This window comes from Rhodococcus sp. WY5, from assembly GCF_018588185.1.
In the GTDB taxonomy this organism is placed as follows: domain Bacteria; phylum Actinomycetota; class Actinomycetes; order Mycobacteriales; family Mycobacteriaceae; genus Rhodococcus_F; species Rhodococcus_F qingshengii.
On sequence record NZ_JAAMPR010000001.1, the window covers coordinates 3,674,734 to 3,701,598 of the forward strand.

At 63.9% G+C, this 26,865-nt stretch carries 25 protein-coding genes and 1 other RNA gene; 14 read left to right on the top strand and 12 right to left on the bottom strand.

The window, feature by feature from the left end:
* Nucleotides 1–30 precede the first annotated feature (30 nt).
* The 3 genes from G4D79_RS17170 to G4D79_RS17180 form a co-directional block, all read right to left on the bottom strand.
* Entirely contained in the window at nucleotides 31–1,122 is a 1,092-nt protein-coding gene (locus tag G4D79_RS17170; RefSeq protein WP_083059146.1) for an ImmA/IrrE family metallo-endopeptidase, read from the bottom strand.
* Complete coding sequence (locus tag G4D79_RS17175) at nucleotides 1,122–1,712, bottom strand: hypothetical protein (RefSeq protein ID WP_083059143.1); 591 nt, start codon at nucleotides 1,710–1,712, stop codon at nucleotides 1,122–1,124. Before G4D79_RS17175 ends, G4D79_RS17170 begins: the two co-directional genes overlap by 1 nt.
* Nucleotides 1,713–2,297: 585 nt before the next feature.
* Nucleotides 2,298–2,774: a DUF2637 domain-containing protein gene (locus tag G4D79_RS17180; protein WP_083059141.1), complete on the bottom strand. Its 477-nt coding sequence runs from the start codon at nucleotides 2,772–2,774 to the stop codon at nucleotides 2,298–2,300.
* 347 nt (nucleotides 2,775–3,121) lie between these two features.
* On the opposite strand from G4D79_RS17180, the gene G4D79_RS17185 reads away from it, so the two are divergent.
* Both G4D79_RS17185 and G4D79_RS17190 read left to right on the top strand, forming a co-directional pair.
* Nucleotides 3,122–3,346, top strand: a complete 225-nt coding sequence (locus tag G4D79_RS17185) for a hypothetical protein (RefSeq protein ID WP_050656439.1) — start codon at nucleotides 3,122–3,124, stop codon at nucleotides 3,344–3,346.
* A 65-nt stretch (nucleotides 3,347–3,411) separates the two neighbouring features.
* On the top strand, nucleotides 3,412–4,431 hold the full coding sequence (locus tag G4D79_RS17190) for a cobalamin biosynthesis protein (protein ID WP_083059260.1): 1,020 nt from the start codon (nucleotides 3,412–3,414) through the stop codon (nucleotides 4,429–4,431).
* Here G4D79_RS17190 and G4D79_RS17195 read toward each other — a convergent pair.
* Genes G4D79_RS17195 through G4D79_RS17205 form a run of 3 tightly spaced genes read right to left on the bottom strand, consistent with a single transcriptional unit; the run spans nucleotide 4,372 to nucleotide 6,532 of the window.
* Nucleotides 4,372–5,310 (bottom strand): SURF1 family protein, encoded by a 939-nt coding sequence (locus tag G4D79_RS17195; protein ID WP_081558010.1) that lies wholly within the window; start codon nucleotides 5,308–5,310, stop codon nucleotides 4,372–4,374. The two genes, G4D79_RS17190 and G4D79_RS17195, sit on opposite strands and share 60 nt — an antisense overlap.
* A 48-nt stretch (nucleotides 5,311–5,358) precedes the next feature.
* Complete coding sequence (locus G4D79_RS17200; protein ID WP_007735468.1) at nucleotides 5,359–5,850, bottom strand: low molecular weight protein-tyrosine-phosphatase; 492 nt, start codon at nucleotides 5,848–5,850, stop codon at nucleotides 5,359–5,361.
* A complete protein-coding gene (locus tag G4D79_RS17205; RefSeq protein WP_042445748.1) occupies nucleotides 5,837–6,532 on the bottom strand; it encodes an HAD hydrolase-like protein in 696 nt (231 codons plus the stop codon). The genes G4D79_RS17200 and G4D79_RS17205 overlap by 14 nt, the downstream gene beginning before the upstream one ends.
* Before the next feature lie 56 nt (nucleotides 6,533–6,588).
* Here G4D79_RS17205 and cobC point away from each other — a divergent pair, with 56 nt between their 5' ends.
* The 4 genes from cobC (at nucleotide 6,589) to G4D79_RS17225 (ending at nucleotide 10,735) form a co-directional block, all read left to right on the top strand.
* Nucleotides 6,589–7,623 (top strand): Rv2231c family pyridoxal phosphate-dependent protein CobC, encoded by a 1,035-nt coding sequence (gene cobC / locus G4D79_RS17210; protein WP_042921900.1) that lies wholly within the window; start codon nucleotides 6,589–6,591, stop codon nucleotides 7,621–7,623.
* Nucleotides 7,620–8,753, top strand: a complete 1,134-nt coding sequence (locus tag G4D79_RS17215) for a Nif3-like dinuclear metal center hexameric protein (RefSeq protein WP_083059139.1) — start codon at nucleotides 7,620–7,622, stop codon at nucleotides 8,751–8,753. Before cobC ends, G4D79_RS17215 begins: the two co-directional genes overlap by 4 nt.
* Before the next feature lie 108 nt (nucleotides 8,754–8,861).
* Nucleotides 8,862–9,599, top strand: a complete 738-nt coding sequence (locus G4D79_RS17220; protein WP_083059137.1) for a zinc ribbon domain-containing protein — start codon at nucleotides 8,862–8,864, stop codon at nucleotides 9,597–9,599.
* A complete protein-coding gene (locus tag G4D79_RS17225) occupies nucleotides 9,596–10,735 on the top strand; it encodes a bifunctional RNase H/acid phosphatase (RefSeq protein WP_083059135.1) in 1,140 nt (379 codons plus the stop codon). Before G4D79_RS17220 ends, G4D79_RS17225 begins: the two co-directional genes overlap by 4 nt.
* 29 nt (nucleotides 10,736–10,764) lie before the next feature.
* Here G4D79_RS17225 and G4D79_RS17230 read toward each other — a convergent pair whose 3' ends face one another.
* Both G4D79_RS17230 and G4D79_RS17235 read right to left on the bottom strand, forming a co-directional pair.
* Nucleotides 10,765–12,000 carry an SLC13 family permease gene (locus tag G4D79_RS17230; RefSeq protein ID WP_214514264.1) on the bottom strand — a complete coding sequence of 412 codons (1,236 nt, stop codon included), beginning with the start codon at nucleotides 11,998–12,000 and terminating at the stop codon, nucleotides 10,765–10,767.
* A gap of 28 nt (nucleotides 12,001–12,028) precedes the next feature.
* Nucleotides 12,029–12,556, bottom strand: a complete 528-nt coding sequence (locus tag G4D79_RS17235) for a DUF1697 domain-containing protein (protein WP_007735458.1) — start codon at nucleotides 12,554–12,556, stop codon at nucleotides 12,029–12,031.
* Between the two features lie 54 nt (nucleotides 12,557–12,610).
* Between G4D79_RS17235 and rnpB the strand changes: the two genes are divergently transcribed.
* From rnpB to G4D79_RS17250, 3 genes are all read left to right on the top strand, one after another.
* An RNA gene (gene rnpB / locus G4D79_RS17240) (RNase P RNA component class A) lies at nucleotides 12,611–13,025 on the top strand.
* A 319-nt stretch (nucleotides 13,026–13,344) separates the two neighbouring features.
* Nucleotides 13,345–13,530 carry a hypothetical protein gene (locus G4D79_RS17245; protein ID WP_007735457.1) on the top strand — a complete coding sequence of 62 codons (186 nt, stop codon included), beginning with the start codon at nucleotides 13,345–13,347 and terminating at the stop codon, nucleotides 13,528–13,530.
* Between the two features lie 108 nt (nucleotides 13,531–13,638).
* Complete coding sequence (locus G4D79_RS17250) at nucleotides 13,639–15,048, top strand: RNB domain-containing ribonuclease (RefSeq protein WP_007735456.1); 1,410 nt, start codon at nucleotides 13,639–13,641, stop codon at nucleotides 15,046–15,048.
* Between the two features lie 4 nt (nucleotides 15,049–15,052).
* Here the strand turns inward: G4D79_RS17250 and pip are convergent, their stop codons facing one another.
* Genes pip through panB form a run of 3 tightly spaced genes read right to left on the bottom strand, consistent with a single transcriptional unit; the run spans nucleotide 15,053 to nucleotide 17,394 of the window.
* Nucleotides 15,053–16,036 carry a prolyl aminopeptidase gene (gene pip / locus G4D79_RS17255; RefSeq protein WP_083059131.1) on the bottom strand — a complete coding sequence of 328 codons (984 nt, stop codon included), beginning with the start codon at nucleotides 16,034–16,036 and terminating at the stop codon, nucleotides 15,053–15,055.
* The gene (locus G4D79_RS17260) at nucleotides 16,036–16,473 is read right to left on the bottom strand and encodes a hypothetical protein (RefSeq protein WP_172403512.1); all 438 of its coding nucleotides are present in this window, start codon (nucleotides 16,471–16,473) and stop codon (nucleotides 16,036–16,038) included. Before G4D79_RS17260 ends, pip begins: the two co-directional genes overlap by 1 nt.
* Nucleotides 16,474–16,524: 51 nt before the next feature.
* Nucleotides 16,525–17,394 carry a 3-methyl-2-oxobutanoate hydroxymethyltransferase gene (gene panB / locus G4D79_RS17265; RefSeq protein ID WP_007735454.1) on the bottom strand — a complete coding sequence of 290 codons (870 nt, stop codon included), beginning with the start codon at nucleotides 17,392–17,394 and terminating at the stop codon, nucleotides 16,525–16,527.
* A 207-nt stretch (nucleotides 17,395–17,601) separates the two neighbouring features.
* Between panB and G4D79_RS17270 the strand changes: the two genes are divergently transcribed.
* From G4D79_RS17270 to G4D79_RS17280, 3 genes are all read left to right on the top strand, one after another.
* Complete coding sequence (locus G4D79_RS17270) at nucleotides 17,602–19,173, top strand: alpha/beta hydrolase (protein WP_214514265.1); 1,572 nt, start codon at nucleotides 17,602–17,604, stop codon at nucleotides 19,171–19,173.
* Between the two features lie 107 nt (nucleotides 19,174–19,280).
* Nucleotides 19,281–20,621 (top strand): glutamine synthetase family protein, encoded by a 1,341-nt coding sequence (locus tag G4D79_RS17275; RefSeq protein ID WP_003941637.1) that lies wholly within the window; start codon nucleotides 19,281–19,283, stop codon nucleotides 20,619–20,621.
* Nucleotides 20,618–23,632, top strand: a complete 3,015-nt coding sequence (locus tag G4D79_RS17280) for a bifunctional [glutamine synthetase] adenylyltransferase/[glutamine synthetase]-adenylyl-L-tyrosine phosphorylase (protein WP_083059125.1) — start codon at nucleotides 20,618–20,620, stop codon at nucleotides 23,630–23,632. The genes G4D79_RS17275 and G4D79_RS17280 overlap by 4 nt, the downstream gene beginning before the upstream one ends.
* Before the next feature lie 9 nt (nucleotides 23,633–23,641).
* Here G4D79_RS17280 and G4D79_RS17285 read toward each other — a convergent pair whose 3' ends face one another.
* Nucleotides 23,642–24,502: a spermidine synthase gene (locus G4D79_RS17285; RefSeq protein ID WP_083059123.1), complete on the bottom strand. Its 861-nt coding sequence runs from the start codon at nucleotides 24,500–24,502 to the stop codon at nucleotides 23,642–23,644.
* 166 nt (nucleotides 24,503–24,668) lie between these two features.
* Here G4D79_RS17285 and G4D79_RS17290 point away from each other — a divergent pair, with 166 nt between their 5' ends.
* On the top strand, nucleotides 24,669–25,796 hold the full coding sequence (locus G4D79_RS17290) for an NDMA-dependent alcohol dehydrogenase (RefSeq protein WP_003941634.1): 1,128 nt from the start codon (nucleotides 24,669–24,671) through the stop codon (nucleotides 25,794–25,796).
* A gap of 188 nt (nucleotides 25,797–25,984) precedes the next feature.
* A complete protein-coding gene (locus G4D79_RS17295) occupies nucleotides 25,985–26,806 on the top strand; it encodes an alpha/beta fold hydrolase (RefSeq protein ID WP_003941629.1) in 822 nt (273 codons plus the stop codon).
* Nucleotides 26,807–26,865: the final 59 nt, after the last annotated feature.

The following is a 26,865-nucleotide window of genomic DNA, read 5'->3' on the forward strand; positions in this document are numbered from 1 at the left end:
CCTCGCGAAGGCGGGGTATCAGCACTTCTACTATCGCGGCATCGAAACCGAATGCAGGCGCCGATTGACGCTCACCGGCTTCAATTTCGTCACCTCCTCGCCGAAGTAGTCGACGGATAGCCTCTCCGGCGTGACCACCAAGAGTTTTTCCAGTTCCTCACGCGTGTATCCGAACGAGTCTTCGTACGTACCGAGGATGTGCCGGAGGAGCCGGGGCTCTTCGGCTGCGAGTTCGCCGGGTTCGTGACGCCGACCGCCAGGGAGCGTGGAGAGTTGGATGTTGAGATTTCGATATCGGCGTTCGTCGACCGCGCCTATCTCGTGTGCCCGATAGATAAGCGCGGACATCGCCACCCGCCACTTCATTTTCAGGCTCCCCAAGGATGAGAAGCGAAGATCGCGGAGGTCGTGCCTTATGTCGTCGCGCGGCATCAGAAGTGCACCCGCGAAACGATCCGCCTCACGCTCCATTTCGTCGCTGGATAGGCCATTGTGCATCGTGAGGTGGCCCAGTTCGTGTGCGAGCGCGAACCGCTGTGCAGATGCTGGAAGGCGATTATTGATGACGATTACGTGGCGGCCGACGGTGCCGGGCATTGACATTGCGAATAACTTGTCGTGACCAAGATCGACGGTATACACCGGTACGCCCGTCGCCTCGATCAGCGAAATCAGATCTGGAAGCGGTCCCGCTGGTACTCGCCACAGTGCGCGCGTTGCGTTCGCGACGTGTTCGGGTGAGCCGAACTCGTCAACACTGAACTCGGGAAAAGGTGTTGCGTCCTCGAAGTCGACAGTGTGGAGAAGTCTGATTGCCTCCAGTCGACAGATATTGGCGGTCGCGTTGGCCTTCTTCAGCGGTTTGACGGGGAGCGTCAGTCGCTTCTTGTGGTAGAGGTCGACAAGTCCTTCGCCGAGAGTGTGCTCCTCCTGTTGAAAGAAAGCAGCGGGGACGCCACAGGCATCTGCGAACCGTTCGAGCAACTCGTCGGTCGGGATTTCGAGACCGTTCTCGATCTTCGAGATGAAGGCTTGAGAAACACCGACCTGGTGGGCCAGAGCCGTCTGCGTCAACCCGACGGCGTCTCTCGCGAGGGTCACCATGCGGAAGTTGAACGTCATTAGCCCTGGTCACCCTCTTCCCTGCGACGCTGCGGACGAATTGTCGGAAGTGCACGTGGGACGGCCACACCGGGATCGATGTCTTCGAAGATCGGCGATGCGGGGGCGAGGACGCCGGCCGCGAGTTCCTCGAGGTCGATGCTCCACTCCAGTGCGTTATTCACGTGGCGAACCGCACGGATAGTGCGAATCTCCGATTCGGTTGCATCGAGCCGATAACCGCACGTGACGACCGCGAGATCTTCTGGCATGTCGTCGAAGTAGCCAGACTCCGCCAGGCGCTGTCGGGTTCGCGTCTGGATATTCCGCGGCCGGAAGTTCTGATCGAGCAACTTGAATTGGAGGAGCAGGCGTTCCTTCAGGACAAACGCCTGTGACTGGTTTCTCGGAACGATTCGAACATCGTCTCGCGCGGCGAACCCAGACTCGGCGAGATCCATCATGTTGTCCCAGACAACGTTCGCACGGGGCGTCGACCGGCGTGCGCGTCCGTCCTTGATGTACTCCTTCCATCCGCCCTGAATGATCTCGATGAGTTGCTCGGCACCATCAGATCCGATGATGCGACGAGCTTCCGACTCGCTGCACATATAGCCTCCAATTTTCGGCGGAAAATTATTATAACCTACCGATGCGACTGTTCGGGCGAACGGGCATCATCTAGGAGGTTGCCATGTTCGTACCGCGTTTCGTGGTGTCGATCTGGCTGACCATGCCCTCTGGGCTGGAGGCGGGAGACGGTGGCGCCCCGGGCGGCTTCCCTCCGCGCCGGGGCAAGGCGCACCGTATCAAGTTTCGAACGCGTGTGCGAATGATTGCCAATGTGATCGACTGAGACTGCACCGTGCAGGTACCCCGAACGGGCATACGCTTGGGGTGAACGCGAGCATCGCCGGGTGGGAGGTGTGTGCCTGTGCCACCGCGATCAACGGTGGCCAACGGACGCACTATTGCCGAGAGTGTGGCGAGATGGTTCGAACGCCGCCATGCACGTGCGCCGCGCTGCAGACGGACCGTTGGTCTGGTCGTCCGTGATGTCTGGGGTGTAGGGGCGGGGGGTGCCCGGGAGGATCTCGGGTGCGCGCACGGCGCGCCGGAGACATGCGCCGCCAGCCCCCGACCGTATGCGGTCGGGGGCCAAGTGGCAACGCGTCGGGTTTACCGGCCGGGCGGTTTCAAGCGGCGGCGAGCAGCTCCTCGTCGGTCTCCTCTGAGATCGGCTCGGGTGCCGCGGACGTCATGGGGGTGCGACGCGATTCCTCGTGCGCGAGCGTGATGGCGAGGTGGATGCTGGCGAGCTGGACGAGCGGCGGGATGACGGAAATGGCGACCGCGATCGGGCCACCTCCGTTGGTGACGGCGTGTGCCGAGTTCCCAGCGACGGAGACCGCGGTGCCGAGCACTAGCAGCATCCACGCGTAGGCCTGCGGCCAACCTTTGGTGAGGGTGGCGGCGGCGACGGTCGACACGATCGTGAGGCCGTCGACGATCAGGGGAAATGCTGCGCTCTGGTTGTCCGCGATTCCGTTGTGCGTGGCGAGATCGGACAGCGCGGTGAAGCTCATCCACGATGCGAGAGCGGTGACGGCGACTGCGCCAACGGCGGTAGCTCGCGCGGGAGTGGCGTCAGGCAGGCGTGAAAGAATTCTCATGGCCGGGGTGATCTCCTGGCTGGTAGATCCCCTCGTTGGTCTGACCACCTTCGAGGGGATTTCTGCGCGCGGGAGCTGGTCGCTCCTCGCCGGACGGCGTGCGCACAATTTGCCCACTTTCTGCCCACAATCGCCCGTGAAGTACGGGTGAATCGGGGTGAAGGCGGTGGACGTTATCCCAGTTCAGAGTGGGTCAAGCTGGGAAACTGCAGGTACGTAGGGTGCGGGAAGAGGGTTCGAAACCCTCCGCGCCCACCGAAGAATTCAAACCCCGATCTGCATGTCGATGCAGATCGGGGTTTTTCGTTTTCGACAACGAATTGTCCGCGATACGACATTCTGGACGTATGTCCAGTTCTGTGATCGAAGTAGCCGTCGACCCGACGCGCGTGCATCCCACCCGTCCGCACATACACATCGCCGAGATGCCCAGTCTCAGTGTTGCGTTGTTCGCGGGGCAGACGATCCGGGTTCGTTCCCAGAGCGACGCACTCGCGACCGGGATTGCCCGTGTCTGGGAAATCAACCGAATGCACCGCTTGATCTACCTGACGATCGACTGGGACGGGTAGAGATCGGCTCGTGCAGACACGTGACGGTTGGCCAGAGAACGAGCGTCGCTGCTACAACTACGCTCGTGCAGATTTCGGTTCGTTCGTCCCAGTCTCGATTCAATGCGCGAGCTGCCGGGCTTCTCCTCGGCTTCGTCGCGGATCGGGTCTTCGCCGATCCGGGGCGGTTCCATCCGGTTGCCGGCTTCGGAACCGCGGCTATCGCGCTGCAGAAGATGTCCTACCGGGACTCGCGCGCGGCCGGAACACTTCATGTTGCCGTGCTCTTGGCCGGCACCGCAGGACTTGGGCTCGCAGCCGAAAAAGTGTCGCGCCGGGCCGGTTGGGTGGCCGTCACGGGTACGACAGCGATGGCTACCTGGGCTGTGCTCGGCGGGACGTCGCTTGCACGCACCGGCATCGACATGGCCGCTCGATTGGAGGCGTCACAGGTCGATCGCGACCTGACGAAAGCGCGCGAGCTTCTCCCTTCACTGTGTGGACGCGATCCATCGGTACTGAGCGAGGAGGGCCTCACGCGTGCAGCGCTGGAGTCGGTCGCCGAAAACACCTCGGATGCAAGCGTCGGTGCAATGTTCTGGGGTGCAATTGCGGGCGTGCCGGGTCTGTTCGTCTACCGCGCCGCCAACACCCTCGACGCGATGATCGGCTACCGCTCCGAGAAATACCGCAGATTCGGGTGGGCTGCGGCGAGGTTCGACGACCTGGTCAACATCGTCCCCGCTCGGCTGACCGGTGCGCTGACGGCTGCGTGTGCACCGGTGGTAGGCGGCTCGGTTCAGGAATCACTGGCAGCGTGGAAACGCGACGCAGCGGCTCATCCAAGCCCCAATGCGGGCGTCGCGGAAGCGTCGGCGGCAGGGGCGTTGGGCATTTCGTTGGGTGGTCGGACCGAGTACGCGCACGGGGTGGAGATGCGTCCCGTCCTCGGCCGCGGGGCTGTGCCGACGCCGAACGATCTGCGCCGCGCGTCGAGGCTTTCGTCGGCGGTGCAGATCAGTGCAGTTGTGGTGTCAGCGGGTATTTCAGCGGGTGTTGCCGTATCGATCGGCAAGTTTGGCTTCCTGCGCCGTCAGCGGCACTGATTCCGGCTCCGGCTTCTTGCGACGGCTGAAGGTACGAGTCGGTTCGGCGGGGGGTGCGGCAGGCGCGGATACCGGCGCTTCCGGGGTCGTCTCGGTAGCGGCGTCGTCCGCTGCGAAGCCGTCGACAGCTGCTTGAGCTGCCTTCTCCTTGCGACGTTCGCGCCACTCCGCGCGAATGAAGTAGGCCAGTCCGAGCGGCGCCATGATGCCGAACGCCAGCCACTGGAACCCGTACGAGAGGTAGGGGCCTGCATCGAGTTGGGGGAGAGGGATCGTCCCCAGGCCGCCGGGCTGGTCGGGTTCGAGTTGGATGTACGCGTCGATCAGGTCCGTTCCGATGAACTCGCCGATAGGTTGTGCGTCGATCGAGTAGACCTGTTTCGCGCCGTTCTCGAACATCGGAACTCGGCCGGGCGCGGTGCCTTCCGACAGACGCACGCGACCGTTGAGAGTGACCGGATCGGTCGGCGGCGCGGCGATGGGCGGTGCCTCGGCGCCGTTGATCGGCCGAACGTATCCGCGATTGACGAGGATCGTGCGGCCGTCGTCGAGAAGGAAAGGCGTCAGGATCTCGTACGACGGTGCGCCCTCGATGGACTGCAGTCGAACGAGGATGTCGGCGTCGGGCAGATAGGTGCCTGCCGCGGTGATGTTTCGCCATTCGTCGTCCGGTGCGATCGTCGAATCGGCGATGACGTCACCGATCGGCACGGTCTCCGCGTTGATCGAGTTCGAGATCAGATCATTGCGGTGCTCGGTCTTTGTGTTCTTGCCGAGTTGCCATGGGGCGAGCACGGTGAAGCACAGGTAGGCGAAGAGCCCGACCACAGCTGCCAGTACCAACCAACCGGGCCGCAACAGGAATTTCAGTCTTCGCACACGTCCACGGTATCCGTTGCCCGAACGGGAGTGAATTTTGCTCCGGGTTCAGGCCCGCTCGCGGATCCAGTCGAGTATGTCGGGAATGGCTGCTTCGATCTGGTCTCGCACCAGTTCGAAGTCCTCCTGATCCCCGTAGTACGGGTCCGGAACCGATTCTCCGTCAGCCTCGGGGTCGAACGATCGCAGTAGGCGCCGACGCTCGGTGGGCACGCCGAGATGAGCAAGCTCACGTTCATGGCCGGTGTCGAGGGCGACGACCAGATCGGCCGCGAGATGATCTGCATTGACCTGCGCGGCACTGTGGCCCGTCGGATATCCGGCCGCTCGGAGCACGACGTTGGTCCGCTCGTCGGCCTCGCTACCGGTGTGAAACCCCTCGGTACCTGCACTGCTGACACGGACTCGGTCGGCGAGGCCTTCACGGTCCAGATGCGCGAGCAAGATCTTTTCGGCCATCGGTGACCGGCAGATATTGCCGGTGCACACAAACGTCACATGAAGTGGTTCAGTCACGTGGAGTGGTTCAGTGGCGGCCATCGAGAAGTCCTCCCAGTTCGGATGCCGACGATACGGAGCGAAACGCTTGCCGCGCTTCCTCGGCGGAACCGTAGCCCCATTCGACGACGACGGTGGGGATGCCGTACTTCGCGGCGCCGAGCACGTCGTGATCACGGTCGCCGATCATGAGAACGTCGGGGGTTCCGCCGTCGGATGCGAGGACGGGAGTGATCCCGAGTGAGGTCAGCGAATGCGCGATCACATCGGGTTTCGCCCGACGAGTTCCGTCGTCACTCGCGCCGCCGATGAACTCGAAGTGCTCGGCCAGGCCGAAATGCTCGAGGATTCGAATGGCGAATCGCTCCGACTTGGAGGTGGCGACGGCCAGTCGGGTGCCGCTCGCGCGAGCCTTACCCAGGACGACGTCCATGCCTTCGTACACCGAGTTCTCCTGCCACCCGGTCGCGTCGTAACGCTCGATGTACGCGGCGATCGCCCGATCCACGTCCGCCGGGGCCATACCGAGTGACCTGAAGGTATCGACCATCGGCGGGCCGATCACCGATGCCAACATCGCTTCCGTCGGCTCCGGATGGCCGACAGTTGCCAACGCATGTCGGAAGCCGCCGTGAATGCCGGGAGCGGAATCGGTGATGGTGCCGTCCAGATCGAACAGAACTACAGGAAAACGGTCGAGGGGTGGTGTCGTCACGGCACTCATTGTCCCGGACGGCAGGGGTGATGTCCGCGCACGGTGCTCGACCGTAGGCTGACCGGGTGAGTACCGGAACGGTTGACCTGGAGAGCTTGCGACATCACGGCGATGTCGAAGTGGAGCCCGGGTTACTCGATTTTGCCGTCAACGTTCAAGGCTCGGGCCCACCGGAGTGGTTGCGGGATCGGCTGGCCGCAGGGCTGTCGACGCTCGGTTCGTACCCGTCGGCCGCAGCGGAACTGAAGGCCCGCGAAACCGTCGCGCAGCGGCACGGGCGCCGGCCCGAAGAGGTGTTGTTGCTCTCGGGCGGTGCCGAGGGATTCGCGATGCTGCCGCGCCTGGGCGCTCGTTCGGCAGCGCTGATCCATCCGTCGTTCACCGAGCCGGAACTGGCACTGCGAGAGGCCGGAGTGCCGGTGACGCAGGTGATTCTGGAGCCGCCATTCGAGCTTCGGACCGCGCAGGTACCCGAATCCGCGGACCTTGTCGTTCTGGGCAATCCGACCAACCCGACGTCCGTGCTTCACCCCAAGGCCGATGTGTTGGCATTGCGTCAGCCGGGCCGGATCCTGGTGGTGGACGAGGCCTTCGGCGACGCGGTCCCCGGCGAAACGGAGAGCATCGCCGGTGTCGAGTCGGCGGATGTACTGGTCCTTCGGAGCCTGACCAAGACGTGGGCGCTCGCCGGATTGCGGTGTGGATACGCGATCGGCTCTCCCGATCTTCTGGCTCGACTCAGTCACGGCCGAGCCCACTGGCCATTGGGCAGTCTGCAGATCGAGGCCATCACGGCGTGCTGCGAACCGTTCGCCGTCGAGCAGTCGAGGATCAAAGCCGACGCGATTGCCGCAGACCGCCAAGACATGTCCCGGCGACTGACCGAGATCGGGATTGCCGTGCACGAACCCGCTGCGGGGCCGTTCGTGCTCATCGACGTCCGCGACGGCGCCTCGATGCGAGAGCACCTGCGTGCCCGCGGTATCGCCGTCCGCCGGTGCGACACCTTTCCCGGACTCGGGCCCGATCAGTTGCGCGTGGCCGTCCGTCCAGCCGAGCAGGTCTCGGTACTGATCGAAGCGATGAAGGAGATCTTGTGAGCGGCCCAATTCTTGCGGACGTCATAGCCGTGCTGGAATCTGCTTATCCGCCCGCCCTGGCGGAATCGTGGGATTCGGTCGGTCTGGTCTGCGGCGATCCTGCGGACGCGGTGACGAGAGTGGTTTTCGCGGTGGATCCGACCGAGGCAGTGGTCGACGACGCCATCGCCTCCGGTGCCGACCTTCTGGTCGTTCACCATCCACTTCTGCTGCGTGGGGTGGACACCGTCGGTGCTCACACACCCAAAGGTGCGTTGGTCCACAAGCTGATCAAGGCGGGGTGCGCACTGTTCTCGGCGCACACCAATGCGGACTCCGCCGACCCCGGAGTTTCCGACGCGTTGGCGCAGGCTCTGGGCCTGACCGTGCTGCGCCCGATCGAACCCAAGCCGACGCAGCCGCTCGACAAGTGGGTCGTCATGGTTCCGGTGGAGAATGCATCGGCCGTGCAGGATGCACTTTTCGAGGCCGGGGCTGGGCGGATCGGTGACTACAGCCAGTGCAGTTGGACCGTCACCGGTACGGGTCAGTTCCTGCCCGCCGACGGAGCGAATCCGACGATCGGGACCGTCGGCGCTGTGGAGCAGGTTCGCGAGAATCGTGTGGAAGTGATTGCCCCTCGCGGAAAGCGAAGCGCAGTGCTGGGCGCATTGCGTGCCTCCCATCCTTACGAGGAACCGGCCTTCGATGTCTTCGAACTCGCAGCGTTCCCCAGTTCACTCGGACTGGGGCGGTTGGGTGAGCTCGACCACCCCGAAACCTTGCGGGAATTCACCGCGCGAGTGGCGCGCTCACTGCCCTCGACCGAGTGGGGTGTTCGCGCGGCCGGAGATCCAGACGCGACCGTTCGTACCGTGGCGGTGTGCGGCGGTTCCGGCGACTCGTATCTCGACGTGGTGGCGGCACTGGGCGCCGACGTCTACGTCACTGCGGACCTGCGGCATCATCCCGCGGACGAGCATCTACGCTCCGGTGGCCCGGCTCTGGTCGATGTCGCGCACTGGGCGAGTGAATACCCGTGGTGCGCACAGGCGAAATCGGTGCTCGACGCCGCGTTTGCCGACAATCCGGAGTGGGAAAGCCGGGTTTCGACAATTCGCACCGATCCGTGGTGTTTGAGTGCGCATTAGTGCAGCGCTCTGCAAGGTACGGTTGCACGAACAATTCAAGAGCAGTTCTTCGAGAGCCGTCCTTCGCGAGCACTGCCGACATCGGACTTACAGCAGGAGTTATACAGCGTGAACGTCGAACCACAGGTGCAATCCAAGCTTCTCGACCTCGCCGGGGTGGATGCTGAGCTCACTCGGATCACCCACCGACGCGGAGCGCTTCCCGAGCAGCAGGAAGTCGAACGTCTCGAGGCCGAGCGAATCAGCCGTAAAGACGCGTCCGTAGCCGTCGAAATCCAGATCGACGACATCGATCGCGACATTCGCAAGCTCGAAGGCGAGGTCGACGCGGTTCGTCAGCGCGAGGATCGTGACCGCACACTCTTGCAGAGCGGGTCGGTCGGGGCGAAGCAGCTCACCGAACTCGAACACGAACTCGGCAGCCTGGTCCGGCGTCAGGGGCTTCTCGAAGACGAGTTGCTCGAAGTGATGGAGCAGCGTGAGGCGTTGCAGGCCGATCACGATCACGCCGGTGCCCAGCTGTCCCAGGCCGAAGAAGAGCTGGTCGACGCCAAGCGTCGCCGCGACGATGCCGTCGCTGATCTGGACAAGGCGCAGGAGCGTTGTGCCGCCGATCGTGAACGACTCGTCGGTGAATTCCCCGCCGATTTCCTTGCTGTCTACGAGAAGCAGCGCAGCCTGGGCGGACCGGGCGCGGCGCTTCTGCAGGCACGCCGATGCGGTGCTTGCCGGATCGAGATCGACCGCGGCGAGATCTCGCGAATCGCCGCGACGCCGGCCGACGTCGTAGTTCGTTGCCCAGAGTGCAATGCAATCATGGTGCGTACCAAGGAGTCCGGTCTGTGACTCTCTCGCAGGTCATCGTCGAGGCCGACGGTGGATCGCGGGGCAATCCCGGTCCGGCCGGCTACGGAGCGGTGGTGTTCGACGCCTCGCGCTCGGTGTTGGCCGAACGCAAGGAAAGCATCGGTATCGCGACCAACAACGTCGCCGAGTACCGCGGACTGATCGCCGGGTTGACCGCTGCCGGTGAACTCGGCGCGTCGAAGGTCGACGTCCGCATGGATTCCAAGTTGGTCGTCGAGCAGATGTCCGGGCGCTGGAAGGTCAAGCACCCGGACATGATTCCGCTGCAGCGGCGCGCTGCCGAGCTGGCGACGCAGTTCTCGCGAGTGACCTACACGTGGATTCCTCGCGGCGAGAACTCTCATGCCGATCGTCTTGCCAACGAGGCGATGGACGCGGCTGCCGGCATCGAAACCGGCCCAGTCGCACCTTCGGCCCCCGCACCTGCTGCACCTGCCGCGCCGTCCGAAGAGACGTCGGAGCCGCAGATCGCCGGCTCTCCGGGATGGATCGCCACCACCGGCAAGCCGACACGAATGTTGTTGCTACGTCACGGACAGACAGCGATGTCGGTCGATCGCCGGTACTCCGGACGCGGGAATCCGGAGCTCACGGAACTGGGCCGCGCGCAGGCTGCCGGCGCAGCCGGACGCTTCGGGAACCGAGGCGGTATCGACGCCATCGTCTGCTCACCCCTCGGCAGAACCCGTGAGACGGCAGAGGCATCGGCCCGCGTGCTCGGTTTACCCGTCGTCGAGCACAAGGGTTTGATCGAAACCGATTTCGGCGACTGGGACGGACTCACGTTCCGCGAGGCAGCCGAGCGTGACCCGGACCTGCATCGCGAATGGCTCTCGGACACTTCGGTGCGTCCACCGGGCGGCGAGAGTTTCGACGAGGTACGCGAACGAGTCGTCGCCGCGCGTGACGACCTGATCTCGACCTACGGCGGCGCGACGCTGTTGGTCGTCTCTCACGTCACCCCGATCAAGACTTTGGTGCAGCTGGCCCTCGATGCCGGGCCGTCGTTGCTGTATCGGTTGCATCTGGATCTGGCGTCGCTGAGTATCACCGAGTTCTATCCCGACGGGGGAGCCTCGGTCCGGTTGGTCAACGACACGTCACACCTTCGCTGAAAGAGCCCCGACGGCTGATCAGCCTCTGATCAGATCACCAACCACAGGGCACTCACGGCGGCGAGCAATGTCAGTGGCGTCGTGATGACCCCGAGCAGAGTGAATGTCGCCAGCGTGGGCGGTGCGCCCGCGCTGGTGGCGACTCGTCGCCAGAGCATCGTTGCCAGTGAGCCCACGTAGGTGAGGTTGGGGCCGAGGTTGACGCCGATCAACATCGCAAGCACCAGAGCTGGAGGTGCCGCCGTTCCGAGCGCTGCGATCATCAGCAAGGTTGCCGGCAGGTTGTTGACGAGATTGGACGCAACCGCCGCTACCGCGGCGACAAAGAGCAGTGAGCCGTAGCTGGTGTCGCCTGGCAGGATCTGCGCAATCCATTCGCCCACCGGCCCGTTCGCGACTCCGGCGACGATGATTCCGAGAACCAGGACGAACGCGCAGAACCAGAGGTCGGCAGCGTAGAGCATCTTGGCGGCGGTCGTACGGTGCCGAGCCAGAGCGATCGCTCCCAGGGCACTCGCACCCACCACCGCGATCCAGGCGGGCTCGATCCCGAAGAAACCCGAAACCGCGAAACCGAGCAGCGTCATTCCGATCACCGTCAGCGGCAGAATCGGCGCAGGCGCAGATCTGGCTGCCACCGGCGGTTCGGCGCTGTCGCCCCGCGCGAGTTCCGAACGGAAGAACAGTCGAAAAATCAGGTACTCGACAGCGATCGTCATGACCCACGGCAACGCCATCAATGCGGTGAAGTGCAAGAACGTCAAACCTGTTGCGGCAAACGCGATGAGGTTGGTCAGGTTGGACACCGGCAGGAGCGTCGACGCCGAGTTCGACAGGTGCGCACTGGCATAGGAATGGGGCCGCGTACTTGCTCCGATGGATCGTGCGGCCGCGATCACCGCGGGTGTCAACAGCACGACGGTGGCGTCGAGGCTCAGGACCGCCGTGGTCAGGGCAGCGGCGCCGAATACGTAAATCAGCAACCGGTGTGGATCCGCGAGGGATCTTTGCTGCAGGATCTGGCTGACCCAGCGAAAGACGCCGAGAGCGTCCGCGGCATGAGCGAGAACCAGCACGGCAACCAGGAAGACGACGGTGGGTGCCATGCTCGTCAGTTCTTCGCGGGCTTCGTCGAGAGTTACGACGCCGGTCAGGAGAACGACGACAGCTGCCGGCCCGGCGATGACGATCTCGGGAAGCCCGCGTGGACGCACTATCGCGAAGACGAGGACGAGGGCGACGAGCAGGATCGGTAGAAGAGTCACGCGTTGGTGCTCCGTGTCGGGGCGAGCGTCATTTGAGCAGTTTGTAGAGCGTGTTCAGGTTTCGGGTTGTGGTGAACGCCTTGAACTTCGGTTTTCCGGTGTTCCTGCCGAACGCGCTCTTGACGGTCTGCCCCTTCTCGACCTCCCAGTACAGGACTCCGTCGCCTGCCGCCACACGCTCGACCGAGGCATCGAGTTGCGCTGCTGCAGTGCTCAATTCCTCCAGGATTTCCGGCTCGGAGGCAACCATCGCATAAGCGTGCCAACCCTCGCGTTCGCGCTCGAACGGGTAGTTGTCCACGATCGCCTGCAGTGTCGGAAGGTCGAGGACGAACACCCAAGCCTCGTAGCCGAACTCGCGGGCAAGGGCGGATTCGATCTGTTTCTTCAGCGTCGGGATGTCGGTGCTCGGACTGTCGAACAGAACGTTGCCTGAGGCCAACACGGTTTTCACCCCTTGGAATCCGAGGTCACCGAAGACTCTCGCCAGGTCCGCCATCTTGATGTTGATGCCGCCCACGTTGATACCGCGTAGCAGGGCCACGTACCGAGTCATACGGTGACCATAGTGCCGGCCACCGACAGGCGCCCGGTAGCATACGGGGGCGGACGAGTTGGCCGGGCGGCCGCGGCTTCTGGAACCAGCGCGTATCGCGCACAGGCCTGGGGCCGAGGAAAGTCCGGACTCCACAGAGCAGGGCGGTTGTTAACGGCAACCCGAGGCAACTCGCGGGACAGTGCCACAGAAAACAGACCGCCTGCCTTTCGAGGCAGGTAAGGGTGAAACGGTGCGGTAAGAGCGCACCAGCACCTCGGGTGACCGGGGTGGCTAGGTAAACCCCGCCCGGAGCAAGGTTGAAGGTCGCATCGCTCGCGGTGCGGCTGCGCAGGTGTTCGAGGGCTGCTCGCCCGAGCCTGCGGGTGAACCGCTCGAGGCACCCGGCGACGGTGTGCCCAGATGGATGGTCGCCACTCGGCACTTCGGTGCCGCAGGACAGGATCCGGCTTACACGCCGACTCGTCCGCCCGCGATCTGCACAGTGAGAAAAAGAAGACCCCCACCGGATCGGTGGGGGTCTTCTTTGTTCGAAAAGCTGTCAGACAGGCTTGATGACCAGCAGCGTAGCCCAGTACGTTGCCGCGTCATGGCCCATGAGCGGGAGGAGGTAATCGTAAAGAATTGCGGACATGCGCACTCCATTTTCTGTTCGTAGCTTGTGTTGGGCATTCAAGCAGAACTCACCGTTCGAATGTCCGGTTCTCACCTGCCAGGCCAAGTAGAAAGAATATCAGTCTCACAGCGATCTACAAGCTTCTATCTCACTCTGATGTCACACTGTGGATATGACTGATGAAGATCGACTCTGGTACTTCGACGTGTCCGACGGTTCCGTCACGCAGGGAAAGGGTGCGTCCTCGCTGACGAGGATGGGGCCGTACCCTGATCGGGACTCTGCCGAGCATGCATTGAAGATCGCTGCCGAACGCAACAAAGCCGCCGATCGGGCAGACGAAGACTGGAACAACTGAGCCTTGGAATAATTGAGCCTTGGAACAGCCGGGACTCGAACAACTGGGACCGGTACTGCTGCTACACCGGCCCGAACCGATCATGGAGGATGCGTGCCCGCAAGTCGAATGATGGTGCAGGGAATCGACTTCGGAGTGGTTCGGGCGGAGTTCGACTTGCCAGGAGCATTCTCGGCTGCGGCGCAGGCCGAGGCCGAGAATGCCGTGGATCGTTTCGGTGCCGGGCGTGTCGACGAAACGGGTATCGCCTTCGTGACCATCGACCCTCCCGGATCGATGGACCTCGACCAGGCAGTGCACATCGAGAAGATCTCGACCGGGTACGTCGTGCACTACGCGATCGCCGACGTCGCGGCGGTGGTGACGCCGGGTGGCGCTCTCGACATCGAAACCCGCAAGCGGGGCCAAACCTTCTATCTCCCGGACGGTTCCGTCCCGCTGCATCCCCGAGCGTTGTCGGAGGGATCGGCGAGTCTGCTGCCGGACGTGGTTCGTCCCGCCGCGCTGTGGCGGATCGAACTCGACGCGCAGGCCGAGCCGACGTCGTGGCAGGTGAGACGCGCTCTGGTGAAATCGGTGGCACGTCTGGACTATTCGACCGTGCAGCGCGATGCCGACGCGGGAACCTTGCATCCGTCCATCGCCGCACTACCGGAGTTCGGACGATTGCGCAGTGTCTCGGCGGTTGCCAGGGGTGCCATCGAGCTGAAACTGCCCGAGCAGTCAGTGGTTCGGGATCAGCCGGAGGACGAGTCCTCGGCTCGCTGGCGGATCGAACTGGAGCCACGCACCGAAGCGGACGACTGGAACGCAGAAGTGTCGCTGCTGACCGGGATGTGTGCCGGCCGCATGATGATCGACGCAGGTATCGGGTTGCTTCGCACGCTGCCGCCGGCCGAGGAGTCCGCGGTTCGGACCTTGCGGAGAACTGCAGTGGCGCTGGGTATCACGTGGCCGGAGGGGCAAAGCGTCGGGCAGATTCTTGCCGGACTCGATTCCAACGAGCCGTCGACTATGGCGCTGATGTCGGTTGCGCCGTCGTTGCTGCGCGGGGCAGACTACGCGGCCTTCGACGGCCGACTACCGGAGTTGACGGTGCATGCGGGGATCGGAGCGCCCTACGCTCACGTGACTGCTCCGCTGCGCCGGCTGTCCGATCGTTTCAGCACCGAGGTGTGTCTGGCGATCACAGCTGGTACGCCGGTACCGGAATGGGCGCGCACTGCACTTCCCGAGCTGCCCGACATCATGAGTGGGTCCGACTCGCTGGCGAACAAGGTCGACCGTGCGTGCATCGATCTGACCGAGTCCACGCTGCTCGACGGCCGGGTCGGCGAGGTCTTCGACGCAGTGGTGATGCGCGCCAAGGACGGAAAGCGCTCGGCGGAAGTGTTTGTCCCGTCGGTCGCCGTGATTGCGAAATGCGTCGGAACGCCCGACGACGGTGAGCGCGCAAAGGTGCGACTCACCGCCGTCGACACCGTCAAACGGACGGTGGAGTTCACGTTCCCGGCGTAGCGAGCTACCGGTACGAATCGGTGGCTTCCACCAAGTGATGTGCGATGCCGGGCTCCATGGCGGAGTGTCCGGCGTCGTCGACGATCACGAACTTGGATTCGGGCCACGCCTTGTGCAGCGCCCACGCGCTGGTGGCGGGGCAGACGACGTCGTAGCGGCCCTGGACGATCGTCCCCGGAATGCCGTGCAGTGCGGAGCTTTCGCGTAGGAGTTGACCCTCGTCGAAGAATCCGCCGTTGACGAAGTAGTGGTTCTCGATACGAGCGAAGGCCAAGGCGAACCTGGTCTCGGAGTTCTGTTCGATCTTGTCCGCCTGTGGGTACAGGTAGCTCGTCGATCCTTCCCAGGCCGACCAGGCGATGGCTGCCCGGGCTGCGACGGCGGGGTCTTCGGAATGGAGCAGTTGGTGATAGACCGCGACGAGGTCTTCGCCGCGCTGCGCCTCGGGTACCGGTTCGAGGAATTTGTCCCAGCGCTCCGGGAAGATGTTTCCCGCGCCGCCGTTGTAGTACCAGTCGATCTCGCTACGACGCAGGAGGAAGATCCCGCGCAGGACCAGCTCAGTGACGCGCGTAGGAAATGTTTCGGCGTAGGCGATGGACAGCGTGGAACCCCAGGACCCGCCGAAGACCATCCACTTGTCGATCGAAAGATGTTCACGCAGGGCTTCGATGTCGGCCAGCAGCTTGTCCGTCGTGTTCACCGACAGGTCGGCGCCGTCGGCAACGTGAGGGGTGGACCGCCCGCAGCCGCGCTGGTCGAGTAGAACGATGCGGTATGCGGCCGGATCGAAGAACTGGCGTACCGCCGGTTGCGCACCACCGCCGGGGCCACCGTGCAGGAACACCACCGGCTTGCCGTCCGGATTTCCGCTGACTTCCCAGTACATGCTCTGGCCGTCACCGACATCGAGGAAGCCGGTGACGAAAGGCTCGATCGGGGGATACGGACTCCGGAGAGCCGACGGCTGCGCGGAAGTGTCGGTCATCAGAAGCCCACCAGGCCGGAAGCGAGATCGGGGATCTCGAGTGCGGAAATCGCGCCGCTCCGGACGTCGGGGCACGCGGCTGAGGTTGCCGCGTCGATGCTTTCGCGGTTCTGAGCGAGATCGAGCAGGTTGATGCCGTTCTGCGTCGCCCACGTGATGACGATCGTGTTCAGTCCGCCCTTGCCGAGCGTCGGGGTGACGGTCCGCCAGTTCTGCAGCTGCCCTTCCATATCCGAGCACAACTGCTGGATTTGAGCGTCGGTGAACGTCGAACCGGACGCGGTTGTTGCCGGCGCCGTCGTGGTGGAACTCGCGGGCGTAGTGCTGCTGGGCGCGGGAGAGTTGGTGGACCCTCCCGCGCATCCGCTCAGCACCGTGACGAGAGCTGCCGCGCCGACTACAGCTGCGGCAGTAGAACTTCGACGGTTACCGATCATTGAACGCACCCCTGGCTGGTTGAGAGACAGGCGGCGTTCGCCGGTCTCGGATCAGAAACTGTGTTCTGCGGCCGGGAAAGCGCCAGTGCGAACTTCTGATGCATAGGCTGCGGCTGCGGAACGCAGTTCGTCACCGACGTTACCGAAACGCTTGACGAACTTGGCTGTCTTACCACTCGTGTAACCCGCCATGTCCTGCCATACGAGTACCTGAGCGTCGCATTCGGAACCGGCCCCGATGCCGACGGTGGGGATGGTGAGTTTGCGGCTGACCTGGCCCGCGATCTCGGCCGGAACCATTTCCATGACGACGGAGAACGCCCCGGCTTCCTGGACTGCAATGGCGTCCGCCACAAGCTGCTCGGCCGCGTCGCCGCGACCCTGGACGCGGAATCCGCCGAGCGAGTTCACGCTCTGCGGGGTGAATCCGACGTGAGCCATGACGGGGATGCCGGCCGAGGTGATAGCCGCGATCTGCTTACTCATCCGCTCACCGCCCTCGAGTTTGACGGCGTGCGCGAGGCCTTCCTTCATGAACCGTGTCGCAGTCGCCAGGGCCTGCTCGGCGGAACCCTCGTACGTGCCGAAGGGGAGGTCGGCGACGACGAGTGCGTGCGGGGCGCCGCGAACCACGCCACGCACGAGCGGGAGCAGTTCGTCGACGGTGATCGGCACGGTGGTGTCGTAGCCGTAGACGACGTTGGCGGCAGAGTCGCCGACGAGCAGCACCGGGATGCCTGCGTCTTCGAAGATGCGTGCCGTGGAGTAGTCGTAAGCGGTGAGCATCGACCAGCGTTCGCCGTTCTGCTTCATCTCGGCGAGGTGGTGAATGCGCGTCTTACGCTTCGGTGCATCGGTAGAGCTTGCAGTGGGTACAGAAACTGCACTGGGTACAGAACCGTAGAGAGGTGTTTCGGACATCGTTGTCCCTTTCTGGCCTCGAGGCCCTGAGCGTTGATCGCCTTCGGGTCCCCGGGTGTGGGTGATGACGTGTTCAGTCTGCCACCGGACATCGCCGACACGAATAGTTGACGGGGTGCAATGGGTCACATCACCGCGCGCGTATCAGGTAGGTGCCGAGACGAGGCGAACCGCTGGCTATCGCGGTTTCCTGGCACCATCGATGGCATGTCGAAGTTCGTTCGCCTCTCCGGTGCCCTCGCCGGAAGCGCAGCAGTGCTCGTGTTGGTTGTCGGTTGCACCAGTTCGGAAGGCACGCCCGAATCAGTGGAACCTGCTGGTTCTGCCGCGTCCGCGGTGCCGTCCGGCCTCGCGAAATTCTACGAGCAGACGCTCGACTGGGGTTCGTGCGACCAATTTGTCGAAGAAGGAACTGCGCCGCTGGGGCGTGGGGTCGACTGCGCCGAGGTGAGCGTTCCCGTCGACTACGCGAATCCGAACGGCGACACCGCGAAGGTGGTGATCTCGCGTTCGAAGGCAACCGGCGACCGCATCGGCTCACTGTTGCTGAACCCCGGCGGGCCGGGTGGGTCCGGGCTGTCGATGGCGACCTCGGGTTCGGGCACCGAATTGCAGGAACGTTTCGACATGATCGGCTTCGATCCGCGGGGGATCGGGGCGTCGACCCCGCAGGTTCGGTGTTTGACGCCGGAGGAGACCGACGCGGAGCGTGCGGAGGTCAACGTCGACATGACGCCGGAGGGCATCGCTCTCGCCGAGGCGGACAGCAAGGACTACGCCGCCAAGTGCGCTGAGCGGACCGGTACGGAGTTCCTCGCTCATGTCGGTACCTACGAGGTGGTGCGAGATATGGACGTCATTCGGGGCGTTCTCGGCGATCCGAAGATGAACTACCTCGGGTTCTCGTACGGGACCCGGCTCGGATCCACGTACGCGGAAACCTTTCCGCAGAACGTCCGAGCGATGGTCCTCGACGGCGCGCTCGACCCCGAGCAGGATCCGGTCGACGAAGTGGTCTTGCAGGGGCAGGGCTTCCAAGGCGCGTTCGACGCCTTTGTCGCCGACTGTGTCTCGCGAACGGATTGCCCGCTGGGTGATGATCCGGCGCAGGCGCAGGCACGCTTTCAGGCACTCGTCGATCCGTTGATCGAGAAGCCGGCACAGACCACCGATCCGCGCGGGCTGAGTTATTCCGACGCGATCACGGGCGTGCAGCAAGCTCTGTACTCGCCACAGTTGTGGACGCCGCTGCGTGGGGGTCTGTCGAGTCTGGCCGACGGACGCGGCGACTCGCTGCTCAATCTCGCCGACATGTACGAAGGCCGTGAGGATGACGGCAGCTACTCCAACATCAACGACGCGTTCAACGCCATTCGCTGCGTGGACGATCCGGCAACCACCGACCGCGCCGAGGCCGGCGAATCCGACACTCGGTACCGCGAGGCGGCGCCGTTCCTCGACGACGGCCGCGGGACGGGTCAAGCGCCGCTGGACCTGTGCGCGTTCTGGCCCGTTCCGGCTACCGGCAGCCCTCACGCGCTCGACCCCCAGGCACTCGCTGACGCCGGTCTGCCGCAGCTGGTCGTCGTGTCCACGACGCAGGATCCGGCGACCCCGTATCAGGCCGGAGTGGATCTCGCGAAGCAGTTGGGCGCTGCTCTGATCACGTTCGACGGAACCCAACACACGGTGGTTCTGGACGGAAACTCCTGCGTCGACGATGCCGTCGTCGACTACTTCGTTTACTTGAAGGCTCCGGGAGAGGGTCTGACATGTTAGCCGGCGCGACGCCGTACGCTGCGCCTATTCGATGGTGACCAATCACTCTGTTAACCGGGACCACTGATGTAACACAGATTTAACGTGGCTTGCTTAGTCTCGCGTGCATGGATCGCCAAAAAGAATTCGTGCTTCGTACCCTGGAAGAGCGCGACATTCGGTTTGTCCGCTTGTGGTTCACCGATGTTCTCGGGTACCTCAAATCGGTGGCGATCGCCCCCGCCGAACTCGAAGGCGCCTTCGAGGAGGGAATCGGATTCGACGGTTCCGCCATCGAGGGATTCTCTCGAGTCTCCGAAGCCGACACCGTCGCTCGGCCCGACGCTTCGACATTCCAGATCCTGCCGTGGGCCCACAAGGACGGTGCGCAGCATTCCGCGCGCATGTTCTGTGACATCACGATGCCCGACGGTTCGCCGTCGTGGGCAGATCCGCGCCACGTCCTGCGTCGCCAGTTGAGCAAGGCCAGCGATTTGGGCTTCAGCTGCTACGTTCACCCGGAAATCGAGTTCTTCCTGCTGGAGAACGGTCCGATCGACGGCACTCCGCCGATCCCGGCCGACTCGGGTGGATACTTCGACCAGGCCGTCCACGATTCGGCTCCGAACTTCCGCCGCCATGCCATCGACGCACTCGAGTCGATGGGTATCTCGGTCGAGTTCAGCCACCACGAGGCCGCGCCGGGTCAGCAGGAGATCGATCTGCGCTACGCCGACGCACTCTCGATGGCCGACAACGTCATGACGTTCCGGTACGTCGTCAAGGAGGTCGCGATCGGTGAAGGCGTTCGGGCGAGCTTCATGCCCAAGCCGTTCAGCGATCAGGCCGGCTCCGCGATGCACACCCACATGAGCTTGTTCGAAGGCGATACCAACGCCTTCCACAATCCTGACGATCCGATGCAGCTCTCCGAGACCGGCAAGGCATTCATCGCCGGCATCCTCGAGCACGCCAACGAGATCAGTGCGGTCACGAACCAGTGGGTCAACTCGTACAAGCGACTCGTTCACGGGGGAGAGGCGCCCACTGCCGCGTCGTGGGGCCCGTCCAACCGATCGGCTCTCATCCGCGTCCCGATGTACACCCCCAACAAGGCGTCGTCACGTCGCGTCGAGATCCGTAGCCCAGACTCGGCTTGCAACCCGTACCTGACTTTCGCGGTCCTGCTTGCTGCCGGTCTTCGCGGCATCGAGAAGGGCTACACCTTGCCGCCCGAGGCAGAAGACGACGTGTGGTCGTTGACCTCCGCCGAGCGTCGCGCCATGGGTTACAAGGAACTGCCGAGCAACCTGGACAGCGCTCTGCGCGAGATGGAGAAGTCGGAACTGGTGGCCGAAGCACTCGGCGAACACGTCTTCGATTTCTTCCTGCGCAACAAGCGTCGTGAGTGGGAGGAATACCGCAGCCACGTGACGCCGTTCGAGCTCAAGACCTACCTCGGTCTGTGACGGTGAAACCGCCCGCTGCGAGATCAGCAGTTCCAGGACCGGGTCGACTCGGGCTGGTCGAGCCCACCGCTGCCGACGAGTTGCGTCAGCTCGGTTGGGTCGACGCCGAGAGCATCGAACTCTTGTGGTCGCTGTCGCGTGCCGCGAACGCCGACCTCGCTCTGCGCACCCTTGTGCGGATCAAGGACGGGCTCGGCGACGGGTGGCGCGAACTCGATCAGGCCCTGCGCAAGGACAAGAGCCTGCGCGGCCGTTTGTTCGCACTCGTGGGTGCGTCGTCGGCCTTCGGCGACCACCTGGCCGCGGATCCGATCGGCTGGAAACTGCTCGACGGCACCGCTCTGCCGACCAAGGACGAGGCGACTGCAGCCTTGCTGGAGGTCGTGGGTGCAACTGTCGACGAGGGTGCCACCGAAGGTTCACTGACCTACCGCGCCACGGTGACCGGGCCGGAAGCTGTTGTTGCTCTGCGTAAGAGCTACAAGGACCAGTTGATGCTGCTGGCCGCGGCTGATCTTGCGGCGACCGTCGAGAACGAACCCGTAGTTCCGTATCAGACTGTGGGGCACCAGCTTTCCGATCTGGCCGACGCCGCGCTGACCGCTGCACTTGCGGTGGCCATCGCAACGGTGTGTCCCGAGGGCAGCTGTCCGATCCGGCTCGCCGTGATCGCCATGGGCAAATGTGGTGCGCGCGAGCTGAACTACGTCTCCGACGTCGACGTGGTGTTCGTCGCCGAACCGGCCGATGCGACGGCCAGTCGCGTTGCCGGTGAGATGATGCGTATCGGTACCTCCGCATTCTTCGAGGTCGATGCTGCGCTGCGGCCCGAAGGCAAGCGCGGAGAACTGGTTCGCTCCCTCGAATCCCACATCACGTACTACAAGCGCTGGGCCAAGACCTGGGAGTTCCAGGCACTGCTCAAGGCTCGTCCGATGACCGGCGACATGGAGCTCGGTCGCCAGTACTCCGAGGCGATGAGCCCGATGGTGTGGATCGCCTCCGAGCGCGAGGACTTCGTCCCCGAAGTCCAGGCCATGCGTCGACGCGTCGAGGAAATGGTTCCCCCCGAACTGCGTGAGCGTGAACTCAAACTCGGCCGCGGAAGTTTGCGCGACGTCGAATTCGCCGTCCAACTCCTGCAATTGGTGCACGGGCGCGCCGACAGTTCGTTGCATGTCCAGAGCACCGTCGATGCACTGACTGCATTGGCGGCGGGTGGATACGTCGGCCGCGACGACGCCGCCAACCTGACTGCGTCATACGAATTCCTGCGCCTGCTCGAGCACCGTCTGCAGTTGCAGAAGCTCAAGCGCACACACACCCTGCCGCCGCCGGACGACGAGGAAGCGCTGCGTTGGCTGGCCCGCGCCGCGCACATGCGGCCAGACGGTCGTCTGGATTCCCTGGGAGTCCTGCGCGCCGAGATCAAGCGGAATTCGCATCGGATTCGCCGCCTGCACGCCAAGTTGTTCTACCGCCCGCTTCTCGAATCGGTGGCGCGGATGGACAAGGAAGCACTGGTCCTGGGACCAGAAGCCGCGGTTCGGCAGTTGGCCGCTCTGGGTTACACGGCACCCGAGCATGCTCTCGGGCATCTGACTGCACTGACGAGTGGCGCTTCACGCAAGGGGCGCATTCAAGCGCTCCTGTTGCCGACTCTGCTCGAATCACTCGCGGACACACCGGATCCCGATGCAGGTCTGCTCGCTTACCGCAGGCTCTCGGACGCGCTCGTCGACCAGACGTGGTTCCTGCGCCTGCTCCGCGACGAGGCTGCGGTGGCCGAGCGTCTGATGACCGTGCTGGGCTCGTCGGCGTACCTACCCGACCTGCTCATCAAGGCTCCCGACGTGATTCGCTTGTTCGCGGATTCGCCGAGTGGACCGCGCCTTGTCGAGCCGAAGCCCGAGGACGTCGCTCGCGGAATCCTCACCGCCTCCGGCCGACACAGTGATCCCAATCGTGCTGTTGCTGCGGCCCGCTCGTTGCGGCGACACGAACTTGCGCGAATCGCGTCGGCCGACATCCTCGGCATGCTCGATGTTCCTGCAGTCTGCAAGGCGCTGTCCTCCGTGTGGGCTGCGGTGCTCAACGCATCGCTCTCCGCGGTGATCAAGGCCAGCGTCGCCGAACTCGGGACCGAGGCGCCGGCCAGTTTCTCCGTCATCGGCATGGGTCGACTCGGCGGTGGCGAACTCGGCTATGGATCCGATGCGGACGTTCTGTTCGTGTGCGAACCCCGCGAGGGCGTCGACGAGACCGTTGCGGTCAAGTGGGCCAACAGCATTGCCGACAAGGTGCGCAAGCTTCTCGGGGCACCGAGTACAGATCCACCGCTCGAAGTCGACACCGGATTGCGTCCGGAAGGCCGTAACGGTCCGATGGTGCGCACTCTCGAGTCCTACGACGCGTACTACGCGAAGTGGGCTCAGGCGTGGGAGATTCAAGCGCTGCTTCGTGCGCACCCGGTTGCCGGTGATCCTGAACTGGGACTGCGGTTCCTGCACATGATCGACAAGACCCGCTACCCCGAGGGCGGCGTCAGTGATGCGGCGGTGCGCGAGATCCGGCGCATCAAGGCGCGAGTCGATTCCGAAAGGCTCCCGCGCGGAGCCGATCCGGCGACGCACACCAAACTGGGTCGCGGCGGCTTGGCCGACATCGAGTGGACTGTGCAATTGCTGCAGCTGCGCCACGCCGACAAGATCGAGTCGCTGCACAACACGTCGACCCTCGAGACTCTCGACGCCATCGGCGCCGCGGAACTGCTCAGCGAAGGTGACGTCGAACTGCTGCGTGACGCCTGGATCACCGCGACGAAGGCACGCAACTGCCTCGTTCTGGTGCGAGGCAAGCCGACCGATCAGCTTCCCGGCCCGGGCCGTGTTCTCGCGGCGGTGGCGCAGGTCGCTGGATACGGCGACGACGCAGGGGAGTTCCTCGACAACTACCTGCGCATCACGCGTCGGGCAAAAGCTGTGGTGGAGAGGGTCTTCGGCGGCGAGTAGCGCTCTCGGTCAGTCCTGCCGAATCGCCGCGTTCGCGGCAAACCTGCGGACTTCGGCGTTCTGCCACACGTGGGCGGGAACTCCGCCGCCGAGTAGCTCGCGCGCGAGCGCGGGTTGCCCGCCGATCGGTACGTCGCTGCCCGCGATGATCATGTTGCCGTAGCGGCGGCCCTTGAGCATCGCGGGATCGGCGATGATCGCCATGTGTTCGAACTGTGCGCCGATGGTTGCGGCCTCGCTGCGCGCGCCCTGGAGATCCGGGGTGTCGCCGCAGTTGACGATGTAGATGCCGCCCGGTGCGAGCACGCGTCGTACGTGGGTGGTGAATTGCGCCGTCGTCAGTGGTGTCGGAGTTGTGCTGCCGGCGAAGACATCTCGAATCACGATGTCCCGGGTGGACTCGGTGAGAGTTTCGGTGACGGCGCGGGCTTCTCCGACGCGGATGCGCAGAAGAGGCGCGCGCGGGAGGTCGAACCAATCGCGTACGAGTTCCGCCAGAGCACCGTCGATTTCGACCACCACTTGACGCGCGTCAGGGTAGGTGGCGGCGAAGTATCTGGCCATGGAGCAGGCGCCACCGCCGAGATGAAGCACCCGCAGGCGCTCGGCCTTGTCACGTTCGGAATCGACCAGATGCGCGATCCACCGCATGTACTCGAAATCGAGCACCGTGGGATCCGCGACGTTCACGTGGGAACTGGGCACTCCGTTGATCTGGATGATCCAACTGTCATCGGAGTACTGATCGCGGACTAGTTCGCACGTCCCGGTATCGATCGGAAAAGTGCCGGCGACGGGACCGGACTCGCCTCGCTCGGGAGTACTGCTGCGAGTTCTGGTCTTGCGAGTTCCCTTGGCCACTGTGTCCATGTTAGCCGTGCGCCTTTTTGGTAGTGCCCACTACCAAAAAGGCACACGGACCGACGGTATTCTCGGGCTACTTCAGGCACACTCGTACATGGAGTGTGATCGGCGACACAAATGCCGGCGCGTTCTTTCGTCGTCCGTGCATCACGAAGAATTTCGAGGAGTGCAGGTGAAGGTCAAGGCAGCGGTAGTCAAGGCGCCAGGTCAGGCGTGGGAGATCGAAGAGGTCGAGCTGGGGGACCCGGTCTCGGGTGAGGTGCAGGTCCGACTCGCCGCATCGGGGCTGTGCCATTCGGACGAACATTTGCGTACGGGCGCCAGCCCGCTGCCCTTCTACCCGGCCCTGGGCGGGCACGAAGGCGCCGGAGTGGTGACGAAGGTCGGACCGGGTGTCGCGAGCGTCGAAGAAGGCGACCACGTGGTTCTCGCCTTCATCCCGGCGTGCGGACGTTGTCCGTCCTGTGCGAAGGGTCTGCAGAACATCTGCGACGAAGGAGCCGGCCTGTTGACCGGGCAGGCGATCTCCGACAAGACGTACCGCGTCACCCTCGACGACGAGCCGGTCATCCAGATGTGCCTGCTCGGAACATTTTCGCCGTACGTGACCGTCAACGAGGCGTCGGTGATCAAGATCGAGAAGGACATCCCGCTCGACAAGGCGGCCTTGCTCGGCTGCGGTGTTGCCACCGGTTGGGGATCGGCCACCGCAATCGGTGGAGCCAAGGTCGGCGACACGGTGGTGGTCGTCGGCGTCGGCGGCGTCGGAATCAACTCGGTGCAGGGTGCGGCGTCCGCCGGAGCACGATTTGTGATCGCGATCGATCCCGTCGAGTTCAAGCGCGACAAGGCAAAGGAATTCGGCGCCACACACACTTTTGCCTCCCTCGAGGAAGCGCTACCGGTGATCGGCGAGATCACCTGGGGCAAGATGGCCGACGTCACCGTGATCACCGTGGGCGAGATTCACGGCGACATCATTCAGCCCGCGCTCAGCGCGACGGGCAAGGGTGGCCAGGTCGTGGTCGTCGGAATGGGGCATTACGCAGATTCGCAGGTGACGCTCAGCCTCTTCGAGCTGACCCTTCTGCAGAAGCGTTTGCAGGGAGCCATCTTCGGCGGGGTAGGGCCACGGTCCCAGATTCCCAAGTTGCTCGATCACTACCGAAGCGGCGCACTCAAACTCGACGAGTTGGTGACCAAGACTTACAAGCTCGAGGAGATCAACGAGGGGTACGCCGACATGCTCGAAGGAAAGAATCTGCGCGGGATGATCGTCTACACGGAGGACGATTACTGATCGTTTCCCTTTGACTGAAGGCTCCGGCCCGGCACCACGCTTCGTGGTGTCGGGCCGGAGTCTTCTGCCCCCACGCACATTTCTGTCGATCGATGAGTCGACTGCCCCCGTAGTGGGCACTCGCAGAGTGAGGAAACCGGGCACCGTGTCCGGATCTCAGTCCACGACTCGACAGAGAAGAGCAGAGCATGCCCTACATCACCACCTCCGACGGAACCGAGATCTACTACACCGAGCACGGCGTCGGCCGGCCGATCGTCCTCAGCCACGGGTGGCCGCTGAGTTCTGACGCGTGGCAGGTCGAGATGAAGTTGTTCGCCGACGCCGGATACCGGACCATCGCGCACGATCGTCGAGGACACGGTCGCTCGTCGAAGACGTACACCGGCAACGACATGGATACATATGCCAAGGACCTGGCTGAGCTGATCGACACACTCGACCTGAAAGACCTGGTCCTGGTTGGCCATTCGACCGGCGGCGGGGAAGTGGTCCGGTACGCGGCGCAGCACGGCAAAGGGCGCGTGGCGAAGGTGATCACCGCCGGCGCCGTACCGCCGATCATGGTCAAGTCGGACGGCAACCCCGAAGGCACACCGATCGAGGTCTTCGACGGCATCCGTGAGGGAGTTCTGCGAGACCGATCGCAGTTCTACAAGGATCTCAGCGAGAGCTTTTACGGCGCGAACCGCGAAGGTGCCGACGTCTCGCAAGGGGCGAAGGACGACTTCTGGCGGCAAGGTATGTTGGTCAACCTCGCCGCGGCCTACGACTGCGTCAAGGCATTCTCGGAGACGGACCAGACCTCCGATCTCGAAGCCATCGACGTTCCGTTCCTCATCGCTCAGGGCGACGACGATCAGATCGTGCCGATCGGCGCAGCGGCCGAGAAGGCGATCAAGCTGGTGAAGAAGGGCACGCTGAAGGTGTATCCGGGCGCACCTCACGGTATCTACGGCTCATATCAGAAGACACTGGACCAGGACATTCTCGCGTTCATCGAGGACTGACGTCAGCGAGGCGGAAGGGAGCGGAGTCGAAAGGACCAGAGTGGGAAGGATAAAATTGC